The following is a 13,850-nucleotide window of genomic DNA, read 5'->3' on the forward strand; positions in this document are numbered from 1 at the left end:
GTAGCCGTAGGTACGCGGGTCGAACACAGCGCTCGGTCGGTGAGCGGCGAGCGGCCTGCTTGGGCTCTGGAACTCGGTTCCAGCACCAGATGACAGGCCTCGGGGATTGTCGGCCCCCCGGCAACGAGACATTGCCAACTCCTCAGGGCTGGATGACGCAGAGCGAAAATGCAAAACCAGCGCTCACGCCCCTCTCCTCGGCGTACGGTTTGCCCGTCAAGGGGAGGTGCCGGCCATTTCCACGTTCGATGAGCTGCACGAGCTTGGGCACTTCGGCCCCATCTGTCTGTCTTTGATCTACAAGTTGATCCGGGAGGAAGTCCGGCGGCTGCCGGTTCTGTCTCCGGCGGCTGGCTGGCAGGAGGCCGATCTAGAGGATCTGCTGGGTGATTTTCTTGCAGACCGAATCGAACCGGTGACCGCCAACCTTCTGGCTCAGGCCAAGAATGACGACTCTGTCGGAAAGCTGCTGCGGACGTCGATCCGGTACTGGTTGATCGACCGCGCTCGTAAGACTGCGGTCGTATCGGTAGGTCGTTCGCTGGAAAAAGTGCTGGCCGAGAGCGGCGCCTTCGAGACGGTGCCTCCGGGCACGGAGGGTGCTGGCAGGTGGCGTTTGGCCGACACCACGGTGCAGCCGTGGTCGGGCCCCGTTACCCCGCTCGTCGAGGCCGCCTACTCCGTAACAAACATCAAGATTCCCAAGTGGAACAGTGAAACGCGCCGTGCCCCCGTCGCCGACAGGGCATCGATAGAAGCCGTGATCCATGCGGTTCTGACCGCTGCCACCGGATCGATGGACGTCGCTCAGCTGGTCGAGGTGTTCACCGCCCGCTTTCCCGTGGTGTTGGATCCGGTTGTTGTCTCGCTCACGGCCGATGCCGGATCAGAGATCGCAGTGGGTGCTCACTCTTCTCCGGAAGAGATCGTCCTTGCATACGTTGACGATGCCGAAGCAACGTCTACAGCCGAAGCGATCGTGGGCATGCTCAACCCCCAGGAACGGCGCATGGTGCCGTACCTGGACAGTCCCGGAGAGATCCAGACGCTTCTGGGCTGCGGTCGTTCCCAGGCCTATCACCACGCAGCACGCCTGAGGGAGAAGCTGCGTCAACTCGTCGGGGACGGCGACGATGTACGTTCCGTGGGGTCGGAGGTGATCCGGTTGTGCAGCGGAGCAGCGGAGACACGATGAATAGAACCGGGGCCGGACACCCTGAGCGCTATGACGTCAGTCAATGGTGGAGACCTGCTCAGTCGATGGATGCGGGAGGACACCATGAGTGACCAGGGGGTACCGCAGCGTTTTCTGGATCTGGCCCAGCGGGCTCGTGGACCGCGGGCCCTGTCAGAGGCAGGGCTCAGAGAGCGGTTCGGTGATCCGGCTCAGGTGGAGCTTGAGATCGGTCAAGTGTGGCGGGCGCGCTGGGAGGACGTCAGCATGCTCGTGCTAGTCCTGGACGTCAAAGCCCGTGAAGTGAGCGCGGTGCCCGTCACGATCGACCCGCCGGCCGAAGACGAGAACAGCATGGTGGTGGCCAGGTCACGTGCTGCATTCGGCGTGAACACCACCGTGTGGACAGGCCTGGCCTCCTGCATCCCGATGCGGGTATTGGAGCGCGTGGTCGACGCTTGGGGTGAGGACCTCGTGGAATTCACCGCGGCAAGACTCCGAGGCCGGTCGGGGCCGGTCCCGGCAGGAGTACGCGAGGGGCTGCCGATCCGTTCCGCCTTGGAGCCAGCTGCCGAAGTGCGCGCCGGCCTCGCCGATGATCTGGAGTACCTCCAGCATGCACCTGGTCTGCCTGCTGAGGAGGTCGGGCAACCGGCTGGAACTCTGGCGTCGCTACTCGGTGACCAGCTGGACTTGGGGGCGCTGTGCACTGCGTTGCGGCTGCCGCAGCCGCAGGTCATGAAACTACTTCGAGGCAAGACACCGCTTTCAGCAGACCAGATCGACACGTTCGCGTCGGCCACGGGACTGCCCGCGGAAGAGATCGCCCGTACAGTCCGCCCCTTGCCTGCTGATCTTGTTGTCGTCGCTGAGCACCCCCGGTGGCGCCCTGTCTGGGCGCGCCGGGCCCAGCGCCTGGGAATCAGTGAAACGCAGGCACGACTTTCGGGCGGCTATGGCGCCTTCGCGCTGGCCGCTCGTCAGACCGGCGGCGGGCCCGCCGACTGGGAGGCACGTCTGAGGCAGTTCCTCCGTGACGAGGACGGCGCGGAGGAGAGATGACACGTCACCGGTTCATCGAGGAGGCCCCACGTCAGGCCGAGGCGATGATCTCCGCCGTCGAGCGCCTTCACCCGGGGGCGTTGGAGGCGCTGCGCGCTGATCCGCTGGCTGAGCTGCACCGCTGGACGGACATCCGGGTGTCGTTGGAGGCCGAGGCGGACGCCGGCGGCCGGTGTTCGGTCGCCGGCAGTTATCGGTCAGACTCCAATCCCCCCACCCTCGTGGTCGGGGCGGCACGCTCACTTCGGCGCCGGGGATTCACGGGACTACACGAGCTCGGCCACCACCTCCAGCAGACCGACCCAGCCCTGGGGCAGCGTCTGTTCGACTGGGAGGATTCGGAGGCCTTCGAGGATGCAGCGTGCGACGCGTTCGCAGCACGCGTCCTGGTGCCGGATGACCGTATTCCTGAGGATGTACGCCGCAGAGGGCCGTCCGCCGACGACGTGATCACCATGTTTCGTACGTCCCAGGCATCGCGGGAGGCATGCTGTGTGCGAGCGGCGCAGTATCTGGCTGGCGGCGGCGCCGTCGTGCTGCTCGACATCACGGGCGAGGTCCTCTTCGCCGCGTCCCGGGGCATGATCCCGCCGGCCCACGGCTCCGACCAGTCTGGGACCCCGCTCGTCTCCGCTGCCCTACGCACCCGAGGCACGATCCAGCGGGACAAGACGTACATCGTCTACCGGTCCGGAGGGCACAGCGATCTGTTGTACGGGCAAGCGGCGTGGTGTGACGAGGACTACCTGATCACGGTGCTGGCCGAGGACAGCGTGGCATGGCGGGCCTTCACGGCGCCGCGCCCGAACACCCAGAGCTCCCGGTTCGGTTCCTGGTGGGAGTGCGAGACGTGCGAGGACTTGTTCAAGGTCACTGAGCGAGCGTGCGAGGAATGCGGCGAACCGCGCTGCGGACAAGCGCACTGCGGGTGCACGACCGCCAGAAGCCGGAGCGACCGCACCTGCGAGCGCTGCTTCATGGTCTTGGCTCCGTCACGCTTCGAGGGCGCGAGCACGACCTGCCGCGACTGCTCCTGAACCCGTTCGAGTAACGCCCGAAGGCCAAGATCCTGGGAGCGATCCGGACGATCTCAACGGTGTGACGTCAGAGGAGGGTGAGCCGCCAAGTGGCGGCTCCGCCCGGGGCTCCCGGGCGACGTGGGGCGCTCGGCGCCCCTCACCCGAATGGAACAGCACTATGGGAAACACCGAAGACATCCTCAACGACGTCCGCAGCCAGATCGACGCCCACCCTCAGCCTCTGGCTGAGGCCCGCACGCGGCTGGACCTGGTCCGCTCCAGCGCAATTAGCTTCCGGGGCGCACTGCGGACCTACCGCAGTGGCTCGCTGCCTCAGCACACTTTCATCCACCCAGTCGGAGACGGCGACGGCGGAGTCGTACTCGACCGTCGCGTGTATCCGCAGCTCGGTCCCGACGGTGGCGGCGAGACGCCCGGCGACGTCACCGACGAACTGTGCGCACTCCTCGGTCCCGCAGTGCGCAAGGTCTACCCGAAAGCCCGCTGCGGCACCTCCAAGCGCGGCCCCAAGATCGCCTTCGGGCAGACCGTCGATGGCCAGGACCCGACCGTGGACCTGGTCGTTGCTCTCACCCGGAAGGAGGGAGCCGGGCTGTGGATCCCGAACCTGGAGACCAACCGTTGGGAGGCCTCCGACCCCGAGCGCCACGTGGTGCTCTTCACCGGTGGGGAGGAGTCGCTTCGGCGTACGCGACGGCGCGTGGTGCGCCTGCTGAAGGCATGGAACAAGCAGTACGGCCAGCCGGGCTTCTCCTCCCACAACCTCACGGTCTGGGCGTGGGAGTTCGTCGAGCCGGGGATGGGTATGGCGAAAGCGCTGAGCACGGTTCTGTCCAAGGCTGCACTCCGGGTGGAGACCGGTGGAGCCACCAAGGACCCGGCCGGGGTCTCGCCGAACGTGAAGCTGCTGGTGAGGCGCGACGTCGCAGCCCGGCGACTGCGTACCGCAGCGGACGGCGTGGCCGAGGCACTGGCAAACGACGACGACCGCGACGCGGTGCTGTCAGCGCTGTCGCGGGTCTTCTACCGGTACGTTGACGCCCCGGTGTCCGACAGTCTGGCGGGCAAGATCGCCGCGCTGCGTCGGCCTTCCCCCGTCACGACGGTGACCCTCGGACTCGGCGGTGCAGCGGCTGCCGTACGCCCCACCCGAGCCTACGGCGAAACCGGACGCCACGCGTGACTCGCCGCCCCGCGTGGCGCAGGCCGGCCTGGTACGCCAGGCCGGCGGCGCGCATCGCCTTCCAGTACCGGCTCGCCGCCTGTGGCCTGCAGGTCAGCGTTATCCGGCCGCCGCGTCGACACCGTGGCGGCTTTGCTCTGGCAGTCCGGTTGCGCGTACCGGATGTCACGGAGCAGATGGTCTCGATCGTTTTCCCCCCAGGAGCGCCCGAGGTGCCGTGCGTGTACACCGACGGACCGTCCGAGTCCCCTCATCGGTATCCCGACGGCGCGCTGTGTATGTGGTTTCCGTACGATCCACCCGAACAGCGCTGGATCCGCAACGACGGGCCGACTCCCCTTCTGGGGCATGTCGTGGCCCACCTGTTGCGCGAAGAATGGTGGCGCCGTACGGGCGAGTGGCCTGGCGAGGAGGCGCCCCACGGCACGTAGAACGTAGTGCCGCATAACGACTTGGAGGGCCGCATGACGTCCGCACAGACGGCAGTACCGTCACCGGTCCCCACCGCATCGGCGGCCGCCGTGGTCCCTTCGGCGCCTCCTACGACGGGCTCTACTACCTCCTCTCTCGAATCCGGCATCGTCCTGTCGGCCGTACTGTCCGGAGCGTTCCTCGCCGCCATGCTCACCGCGACCATCAACATCTGGCTCGCACGACGCAAAAGCCGTGAAGAGGAACTTGGCCGACTACGGACCGCGTTCGCCGAGGCATTCGCGGCCCACAGCGCCTACAAGGAAATGCCGTACGCCATCCGTCGTCGACGCTCTGATGCCCCAGCCGAGGAGAGGGTGCGGCTGTCAGAAGCCCTGCGGGACATCCAGGCCAACCTCTCGTATCACCTTGCCTGGACGAAAATCGAATCAGAAACCGTGGGCGCCGCCTACGCGGAGCTCATACAGGAACTCCGCAGGACAGCAGGGGCAGCCATGCACGCCGCCTGGGAAGCACCGGCCATCGAGACCGACACCGCTGTGAACATCCCGCCTGCCGTGATCGATCTCAGTGCGCTGCAGCCCCTCGAAACTGCGTACATCGATGCCGTCCGCACACACCTGCGTGTCCTTACGCCGTGGTGGTATCGATAAGGCCCGATCAGGCCGACCGCCTTGAGAGTGGTACCGATCTCGGGAAGCGCCTGATCATGCGACATGGAACGTCGCCGCTCCTGCCGGCTGCACCGCCTCCGCGCCGAACCGGTTTCGGGCGCGATCGGCGGCGGCCTCGATACGGCGGGCTTTCTCGTCGGTCGACTCGAAGAGCAGTTGACGGGAGGCCCGTTCGGCGGCGATCAGGTTCTCCGCCCGCAGCGAGATGGTACGGACGCGGGCGCGCTGAAGAGCGAGTCGGTCATGGAGGTCGTAGGCGAGCGCTGTCAGAGAGCGTGTGTGGGCGGTGGGTTCGCGCAGCTTGCGGGTGCGAGTTGTCGTCGAGCGGTCTGCGTAGCGGATGGTGAGAGTGAGAGCGCAGGCCACCTGAGACTCGCCGCGCAGTTGTAGGCCGAGGCGGTCGGTGAGCGCGAGCAGGGCGGCGCGCTGCCGGTCCCGGTCCAGCTCGTCCTGAGCAAAGTGGTGTTCGACGCTCATCGAGCGGGGTGGGGCCGAGGGGGTCACTGGCCTCGGGTCGAGGCCGCGGGCCGCGTCATGGAGGTGGCGTCCGGCGGTGACACCCAGGATGCGCTGCAGCGTGCCGAGGGGTGTGGCGGCGATCCTGCCGACGTTGTCCAGACCGTACGAGGACAGGGTGCGGGCGGTCGCCGGGCCCACGCCTTTCAGGGCGGCGGTGGGCTTCTGCGCGAGGAAGGCGGTGACTGTGTCGATGCCGTCGGGCAGGGTGCGGACTGCCGAGGGCGGGCCGTCGGCCGCGACCATGCGGGCAAGTAGCGGGTTTGCAGCGACACCGACCGTCGAGCGGAGCCCGTACAGCCCACCGGTGCGCGCTCGGATGCGCTCGGCCAGTGCCGTGGCGTCCGTACCGAAGTAGCGCAGGCTGCCGGAGACATCGGCCAGTGCGGCGTCCGGTGGCAGTGCCTGTACCAGGGGGGTGTACTCGGCCAGCAGGGTGAGGAGACGGCTGTAGAGCTGCTCGTCCTGCAGGTCGTGGAAGTGGATGTAAAGGATGTTCATCCTGCACTCCCGGGGCTCTGGTGCCATAGCTTGCGGCTCTGTTTGACGGACTCGCCGGGCGGCTGCAGATCCGCCCAGGGATGCAGTGCGTAACCGGTTTCCAGTTGGAGGCTGCGGCTGCCTGCGGCCTTGCCCAGTGGTGAATCGGCCTGAGTGAGTCGCTCCGTCACCGCCGACAGGCCGTCTTCGCGGCGCAGCTCGGCCAGTTCGGTGAGGTCCCAGGCGGCCGAGCCGGTCACCGACAGTGCCTTTCCACTGCCTCCGCCACGGCGCTGCACCACTCCGCGCACGAGCAGCAGCCAGGAATGGAAGACGGTGTGTGCGCTGGCCTCGTGGCTGTCCTCGAAGAACGCACAGTCCACCAGGCCTGTTGTGTCGTCGAGCGTGGTGAAAATGACGCGCTTGCCGGAGCGGACCGGCGGGGTCTGGACGGCTCCTTTCGCGCCGGCGACCAGCACTACCTGGCCATGTGGCAGGTCTTTGAGCCGCTTCGCGGAGATGACGCCGAGTTCCTCCAGCAACTCCCGGTGATCACCCATGAGGTGGCGGGAGGCATCCATGCCGAGTACCCCGAGCTCGGCTCCGAGCCGCTCGGCATCGTCCAGGTCGGGCAGACCGGCGGGGGCGACCGTACTGTGGACCGCAGCGGGCTCCCCCAGCGTCAACTGGCCCTGCGCAGAGCTCCGCTGGCTGCGATGCAGCTCGGCGAGGTGCAAAAGCAAGTCGCGACGATTGCGGCCGAAGGTGTCCAACGCGCCGACTTGGGCGAGGCGTTCGGCGACGGGCCGGGATGGCCGGGCCCGAGAAGCGAAGTCCTGGAGCGAGCTGTAGGGGCGCCCGACGACGATTCGCGCCGCCTCGCTCTCACTCATCCCACGCACGTCACAAAGAGAGAGCCGGAGCCCGTGGACGGGTCGATCACCCTCCGCATCAGACACCAGTTCGATTCGATAGGCGGAATCCGACGCATTTACATCCAGCGGCAGGATCGGCACGCCTCGCCGCCTGGCATCCGCGAGCAGCAGTCGCTTCGGATACATCCCCGGGTCGTGCGTAAGAAGCCCTGCGTAGAAGGCGGCCGGATGATGAGCCTTCAGCCAGGCCGACTGATACGAGGGCACCGCGAAGGCCACCGCGTGCGCCTTACAGAAGCCGTACGCCCCGAACGCCTCGACGATCTCCCAGGTGCGCTCGACGACCTCCTCCTCATAGCCGCGCCTGCGAGCCTCCTGCGCGAACCACGCCCGTACTCGTCCAACCTGGTCGGCGTTCGACAGCGCTCGCCGCGTGTAGTCACCGAAGGCCAGGGTGCAGCCGGTCATGATCGACAGGATCCGGATGATCTGTTCGTGGAAGACCACCACGCCGTACGTCTCCCGCAGCGCGGGCTCCAGGTCAGGGTGCGGACAGCGGGGGGCCTGGCGCCCGTGCCTGGCCTTGATGAACGGATCGACCATGTTGGCCGCAACAGGTCCTGGTCTGAATAGCGAGATGTCGACGGCGAGATCATGGAAGGTTTCGGGCTGCAACCGGGCGATGAGGTCGCGCTGACCGGGTGACTCGGTCTGGAAGCATCCCAGAGTCTGTGACGACTTGATCAACTGGAAGGTCTTCGGGTCATCCGGCGGTACCTGAGCGGCGTCATCCAGATCGATGCGGTGCCCGGTGGTCCGCTCGATCTCGGCGACGGCGTGCGCCATGGCGGACTGCATGCGTACGCCGAGCACGTCGAGCTTGAGCAGCCCGAGGTCCTCGACGTCCTCCTTGTCGAACTGCGACATGGGAAATCCCTCGCCACTGGTCGGCATGACCGGGGTACGGCGCAGCAGCGTCGCGTCGGAGAGCAGGACACCGCACGGGTGCATGGCGATGCCGCGTGGGAGCGCATCCAGAGCCTCGACCAGGTCCCACATGTGCGAGCCGTACGACTCCGGGTCGATGCCGCGCAGCTCCGGCAACTCCTGCAGAGCGGCACGAGCATCGCGAGCTCGGATATGAGGAAACGATTTCGCAAGCCTGTCCACCTCGGCTGGATCCAGGCCGAGGGCAAGGCCGACATCGCGCACGGCGTGCCGAACCCGGTAGGTCTCCGGCATGGACACGGTGGCCACCCGCTCCGCACCGAAGCGGTCAATGATCGCCCGGTAGACCTCAAGCCGGCGTGCGGACTCCACGTCGATGTCGATGTCGGGCAGTTCCGTGCGCCGGTCGGACAGGAAACGCTCCATGAGCAGACCGTGCTCGACGGGATCGGCGGTGGCGATCCCGAGGAGATGGTTGACCAGGGAACCCGCGCCGGAGCCGCGGGCGGCGACCCGGATGCCGAGTTCGCGAGTGTCGGCAACGACCTGGGCGACGGTGAGGAAGTACGAGGCGTATCCCAGTCTCTCGATCAGTCGCAGCTCGTCCTCAAGACGCTCCCAGCGGCGGCGGTCGCGGTCGTAGCGGTGCAGCAGCATGGCGGCAGTGCACTGCGAGCGCAGCACCCGCTCGGGAGTGCGTCGGTGGGCGCCGACAAGCTTCGGCTCGGGAAAATGCACACGGCCGAGTCCCAGGTCACCCTCGGGGTCGACACGGCATGCGGCAGCGGTCTCCTCGGTGACCTCGAGTAGTCGGCGGGCGGTGTTCGCGCGATACCCGGCGGCTTCGGCGACCTGCTCGGCGATGTGTGCCATGTCCGTTGCCGGCTTGAGCCACCGCTCGCCACAGTCGCGCTCACCGCGTGGATCGATCGGCACCAGGCGGCGCGCGGAATCCAGGACGTCCGCGACCGGGCCCTGGCCGGGGTCGGCATAACGTACGGCGTTGCTCAGGACGGGCGTGATCCGCTGATCGGCGGCGAAGCCGAGAGCGCGGGCCGAGAGCCGCAGTGAACCGGAGCCGGTGCCGCTGCGGCCATGACAGACGACCTCGATGCGAAGCGCCGCGCCCTCGTACCGCTCCCGCCAGGGCGCGATCAGCTGGGCGGCGCGGTCCGGCCGCCCTGCGGCCAGGGCGCGGCCGACGTCCGAGGTGGGGCCGAGCAGCACGGTGAGATGCTCCCCGCCGAGGGCATCCCAGGGCAGCAAGGGGCGCCGGCCTCCCGTGGTGTCCGCGTGCGCGGCGCTCACCAGCCGGCACAGCTCGGCCCAGCCGCGGGCGCCGTCCCGGGCAAGGAAAACCACGCGCTGGGCCGACTCGTCGACGAAGGCGCCGCCGCGAGCCGGTGTGCGTCGCCGCTCTGTACGTCCAGCCACTTCGGAAGGCGCCTCCACCGCGAGATCCACTCCGAACAGGGGGCGGACGCCGGCCCGGCCGGCGGCCTTGGCGAAACGGACGGCCCCGCCGAGGGTGTCCCGGTCGGTCAGGGCGACCGCGTCCATTCCCCGCTCGACGGTCCGCTCCGCAAGCTGCTCGGGGTGCGAGGCGCCGTACCGCAGGGAGAACCCGGAGACGGCGTGCAGATGCGTAAAACCGCGCACCTGGACCACCTCGCCACTGACTGCCCCCTATCCCACATCGCCACTCCGGTCCCTCCGGGGTGATGACACCACCCTAGACCAGCATCGAACGTTTATGCGATTCGAAGAGAGTGCTGTCGCACTCAAGCCCACGGGGAGGCCGGTGCACCCACACGGAACCGGGTCAGCGAGTGCCAGGTGCCCTCACCTGCCGGGATCAGGGCTATATGACCAGCAATTATCACAGTATGTAACGACACTCTCGGGTGCTGGCCGTGCGGTCACTCGTCGGTGTTGTAGGTGATCCAATGTTCAGGAACGAGGGCTTCGCCGTTGCTGCGCCGCCAACGCGCTCGGACGGCGCTACGGAAGGGCTCGTCGTCGAGGTCGGCGTGTTCGACGACTATGACCTGAAAGCCGCCCTGGAGTGCCGCGACACTTGCGTGGATCGTCTTGTAAAGGTTGAGGAGGGTAGCGCGGGCGGTTCCGAACCCGCCGTCGCGCGTCTCATCGGGAAAGCCGGCCTGCGAGGGCTGGTCGAGGATGAGGAAGCGCGGGACGGGGCTGTTGATCTCGGCGAACCACTCGTGCAGGCTCAACATGGTCGCGATGTGGTAGCCCAGGTAGTTCTGCCCGCTTCCCATCTCGGACATCTTGGTGGGCCGCGGTCGGGTGTCGGCGATGAGCGTCAGTGCCTGAGGATCGAGCCGGATGGGCTCATCGTGGTGCTCCAACTCCAGTGCGGTCGCCTTGGCCTGGATCTTCTGGTTGACCAGGGACAGGTGGCTGCTGAGCAGGTCCTCCTGGACGGTGTTGGCGAGCTGGTCTTCGAGTTCGGCGATCTGCACGGTGAGCTCTTCCCGGCGGTCCACGGCAGGCGGTGCCTGGGTGTGGCGGGCCATGGCGTCAAGGAAGAGGCTGATGCGTCCTTGCACGACAGCCGCCCGGTGCTGTGAGTCATTCTGGGCGGTTGCCCGTTGGCCGGCGCTGAAGACTTCGATCTCCTCTTGATTGCGGGCCAGTGCCGAGCGCAGATCCGCGAGAGCCTCTTCCTCTTCGGTGATGCGTGCGTTGATGTCCGGAGTTGCCTCCCCGATCGTGGTCATCTCGGCGTCCAGACGCTCAAGGTCCTGGCGCATGATCTGTGTAGCCTGGCCGGCGTCGGGCGCATGGCTGCCACACACCGGGCACAGCCCTTGCTGTGGTGGCATCTCCGCACGGGCCTGCGGCAGAAGGCCGAGGGTGGCCAACCGTGCATGCTGCTCGTGTACCTGACCGAGGAAGTCGTCCTTTTCTCGGGCAATGGCCTTGAGGTTGGAGATGCGCACGCGGGTCTGAGCGTAAGCCTGGCGCAGGTCGCGGCGGGCTGCATTGAGCTCCGACAGCGGGTCCTCGGACGTGACGGGAGCCGCGTGCGGGACAGGCGGCTCGGTGAGGCGCAGTCTCGCGACGATCTCGTCGTGCGATAGAAGGCGGCCAGACGGCGCAGGGTCGAGCAAGTTGGCTTCGACGGCTTCGGCAAACAACGCGGCGGCCGTTCCTGAGGCATGTCGGAAAGGCTGTGCTGCTTCCTGGCGCTCCTGGGCTTCGGCCAGTTGCCGACGCAGGAGCTTGAGTTGGTGCTCGCGTTGGGCGCGCTCGGGATCGACGGCGCCGAGGAAGTACGGCAGCATGGCCCGCAGCGCCGGGCGATGAAACTCCTCGGATTGTCCGTGGAAGAGCAGGTTCTGGTTGGCGACCTCGTTCTGCTCCTGCAGGCAGAAGAACAAACCGTGCCGGACTGATGGGGAAAGCTGGCGGACGCTTCGCGCCACGGGCAACCGCACGGAAGGGTCAATGCCGGTAAACCGCGACAGGACTTTCTTGGCGATCTCCAGTGGCATGGAGAAGGTCAGTTCTGTGATTGCGGGCGGCGGTGCACCGTGTGCCTGGGAAATGATGCAGAGCGTGGTGTTGTTTGCAGCCTTGCCGACGGGGGCCGGTCGGGCCACGAACAGTTGCTGATCGTCCTTGACGACGGTGAGGGCGAAGACATGCACGAAGTTTCGGAGGGCTGCGCCGCGGATGACGAAGCCATCGCTGCCCAGGCAGTAGTCGACGATGGTCAGGATGGCGCTCTTCCCGCGCCGGGCATCCCCCGTGATGATGTTGAGCGCGCCCGTCTGAAACGGGACGGTGCGAGTCTCTCCTTTTTTGTTGTAGATGGAGATGGCGCTGATCTGGAACGTCAAGGCCGCACTCCTAGCAGGGTCATGACGGTGCTTATGCTTCCGGCGCTGGGCAGCCAACGCCCCAACAGGCGCGCAGCCTTTTGGAGGGCGACGACTTCGTCACTGCCCCCGGTGATCGCCTGCCTCAAGGCTCCCTGAGGAACGTGGAGCCGGCCTTGCTCGTCGCAGGCAAGCAGGCGCGTTTGCAGCGCCATCAGTAGGCCGGGGCGGACAACGTCGGCGATGGCGGTCGCGTTCAGGGTCATGGAGGTACGTACGGACGGGTTCTCCTGCACCCAGCGATGCAGTCCGCTCGCGGTCGACCGTGGCAGCGCAGTGCGTATCGTCGGTTGCAGGGCCATGACCGCGGCCAAAATCGCGACGACGACCGGGCTCGGCGTGCCAAACTCCGACTGGTGGCCCTGCACAGAGCGGGCCGCGAGCAGACCTGTGAAGGCCGGGTTGTACAGGGCACGCTCATCGCGGCTGAAAGTGCTGAACTCGCTCATGCGGACGTGGTCTCCGCCGGCTCAAGCACGGCCATCAGCCGAGCGACGAAGTCCATGTGCCAGCCGATCTTGTATTCATCAGCCAGGATGTGGAACGAGCCCTTGGCCACGAAGGGTTCGTCGCACTCGGGCCGGATACGCCGCTGGGCCTCAGTCATCGCCCATCGGTAGAGGTTCCTGGCCGCAGCAACCTTCTCGACTTCCGCTGCCTCGGCGCCAAGGGTGTCGACCATTTCATCGAAGAGGTCTTCCCACTCCTCGGTCAGGCGTCGCTCGTAGCGGCTGATCTCTTTTGGCAGCAGAAGATTCTCGTTCAGCCAGCGCGAGCGCTGGCTGAACGCTCTCATGTAGTCGCGCACTGCCTTGTTCACCCGGTTGGATCCCAGCTCAATGAGCTCCAACTGCTGGACGAAGGGCTGTCTCGCATACTTGGCGAGGTCGGCCTGCATCTCGGCGATGTCCTCATCGATGGGCAGGTTCGCCCTCCCAAACTGGTTACGCAAGTCGGAGAAGGCTGCGTCGAAGTCCAGTCCGGTGATCGCGTCCAAACTCACCGCGAGCAGTTGCTGGATGGCTCGCCGGAAGAACCATCCTTCGAGACGGATGAGGAACGATGTGGCGTGCTCTCGGCCTACGGCCGTGACCGCCGTCTGGCGCAGCTTCTGCTCAACGGCGACCACATCAGGGGCGTCGCCGATCACCTGGATCTTGGACACCATGCGTTCCAGTTGAGCGTCCGTCAGGAGATCGAAAGCCGCGAAGGCTTTTGCCAGCTCGTCGCTCTTCGAGGTCCTGCGAGTGGTTTTCAGTGAGCGTTTTCAGAGTGGCCACCGGTCGGGTGACGGGGTGGCCTCCCGCAACGCACGAGGCTCCGGTGCCGTTGAGAGAGGTGTTCGACGTCTCAACTCATCAGCGCAGGAGCCTCGTTGGTTCCCTATCCTGCCGCACTCGACCTCCCGCACGCCCTGGTCGAGTGGGTAACCATGCTCATCGTCACCCGTGAGGGTGACCGCCGCTGCAAGCTCCCGCCGCACCAGCGTGCTCTCGTCGGCTTGGTCTACCTTCGCCAGCACGACACGCTCGCGCAGATCGCCGCCGGTTTCGGCATA

General features: G+C 66.7%; 11 protein-coding genes. 6 read left to right on the forward strand and 5 right to left on the reverse strand.

What is annotated here, in order from left to right:
* The first annotated feature begins 226 nt into the window (after positions 1-226).
* The 5 genes from ACIBNA_RS29360 (at position 227) to ACIBNA_RS29380 (ending at position 5,544) form a co-directional block, all read left to right on the forward strand.
* Positions 227-1,195, forward strand: a complete 969-nt coding sequence (locus ACIBNA_RS29360; protein WP_399168195.1) for a hypothetical protein — start codon at positions 227-229, stop codon at positions 1,193-1,195.
* 30 nt (positions 1,196-1,225) lie between these two features.
* Positions 1,226-2,236 carry a hypothetical protein gene (locus tag ACIBNA_RS29365; RefSeq protein WP_399168196.1) on the forward strand — a complete coding sequence of 337 codons (1,011 nt, stop codon included), beginning with the start codon at positions 1,226-1,228 and terminating at the stop codon, positions 2,234-2,236.
* Complete coding sequence (locus ACIBNA_RS29370) at positions 2,233-3,273, forward strand: ImmA/IrrE family metallo-endopeptidase (RefSeq protein ID WP_399168197.1); 1,041 nt, start codon at positions 2,233-2,235, stop codon at positions 3,271-3,273. Before ACIBNA_RS29365 ends, ACIBNA_RS29370 begins: the two co-directional genes overlap by 4 nt.
* Positions 3,274-3,433: 160 nt before the next feature.
* A complete protein-coding gene (locus ACIBNA_RS29375; protein WP_399168198.1) occupies positions 3,434-4,459 on the forward strand; it encodes a hypothetical protein in 1,026 nt (341 codons plus the stop codon).
* 464 nt (positions 4,460-4,923) lie between these two features.
* Positions 4,924-5,544, forward strand: coding sequence for a hypothetical protein (locus ACIBNA_RS29380; protein WP_399168199.1), 621 nt, complete (start codon positions 4,924-4,926; stop codon positions 5,542-5,544).
* A 54-nt stretch (positions 5,545-5,598) separates the two neighbouring features.
* Here the strand turns inward: ACIBNA_RS29380 and ACIBNA_RS29385 are convergent, their stop codons facing one another.
* The 5 genes from ACIBNA_RS29385 to ACIBNA_RS29405 all read right to left on the reverse strand — a co-directional run bounded on the left by ACIBNA_RS29385 (position 5,599) and on the right by ACIBNA_RS29405 (position 13,460).
* A complete protein-coding gene (locus tag ACIBNA_RS29385; RefSeq protein WP_399168200.1) occupies positions 5,599-6,582 on the reverse strand; it encodes a DNA polymerase thumb domain-containing protein in 984 nt (327 codons plus the stop codon).
* Positions 6,579-10,043 carry a DNA polymerase III subunit alpha gene (locus ACIBNA_RS29390; protein WP_399168201.1) on the reverse strand — a complete coding sequence of 1,155 codons (3,465 nt, stop codon included), beginning with the start codon at positions 10,041-10,043 and terminating at the stop codon, positions 6,579-6,581. Before ACIBNA_RS29390 ends, ACIBNA_RS29385 begins: the two co-directional genes overlap by 4 nt.
* A gap of 260 nt (positions 10,044-10,303) precedes the next feature.
* The gene (locus ACIBNA_RS29395; RefSeq protein ID WP_399168202.1) at positions 10,304-12,253 is read right to left on the reverse strand and encodes a DUF3732 domain-containing protein; all 1,950 of its coding nucleotides are present in this window, start codon (positions 12,251-12,253) and stop codon (positions 10,304-10,306) included.
* Positions 12,250-12,741: a three component ABC system middle component gene (locus ACIBNA_RS29400; protein ID WP_399168203.1), complete on the reverse strand. Its 492-nt coding sequence runs from the start codon at positions 12,739-12,741 to the stop codon at positions 12,250-12,252. Before ACIBNA_RS29400 ends, ACIBNA_RS29395 begins: the two co-directional genes overlap by 4 nt.
* Entirely contained in the window at positions 12,738-13,460 is a 723-nt protein-coding gene (locus ACIBNA_RS29405) for an ABC-three component system protein (protein WP_399168204.1), read from the reverse strand. Before ACIBNA_RS29405 ends, ACIBNA_RS29400 begins: the two co-directional genes overlap by 4 nt.
* Before the next feature lie 207 nt (positions 13,461-13,667).
* On the opposite strand from ACIBNA_RS29405, the gene ACIBNA_RS29410 reads away from it, so the two are divergent.
* A partial coding sequence (locus ACIBNA_RS29410; protein WP_399168205.1) for a transposase family protein occupies positions 13,668-13,850 on the forward strand: 183 nt, incomplete at its 3' end.

Origin of the sequence: Streptomyces sp. NPDC050164 (genome assembly GCF_044459945.1) — a bacterium.
GTDB classification, from domain to species: Bacteria; Actinomycetota; Actinomycetes; order Streptomycetales; family Streptomycetaceae; genus Streptomyces; species Streptomyces coeruleorubidus_A.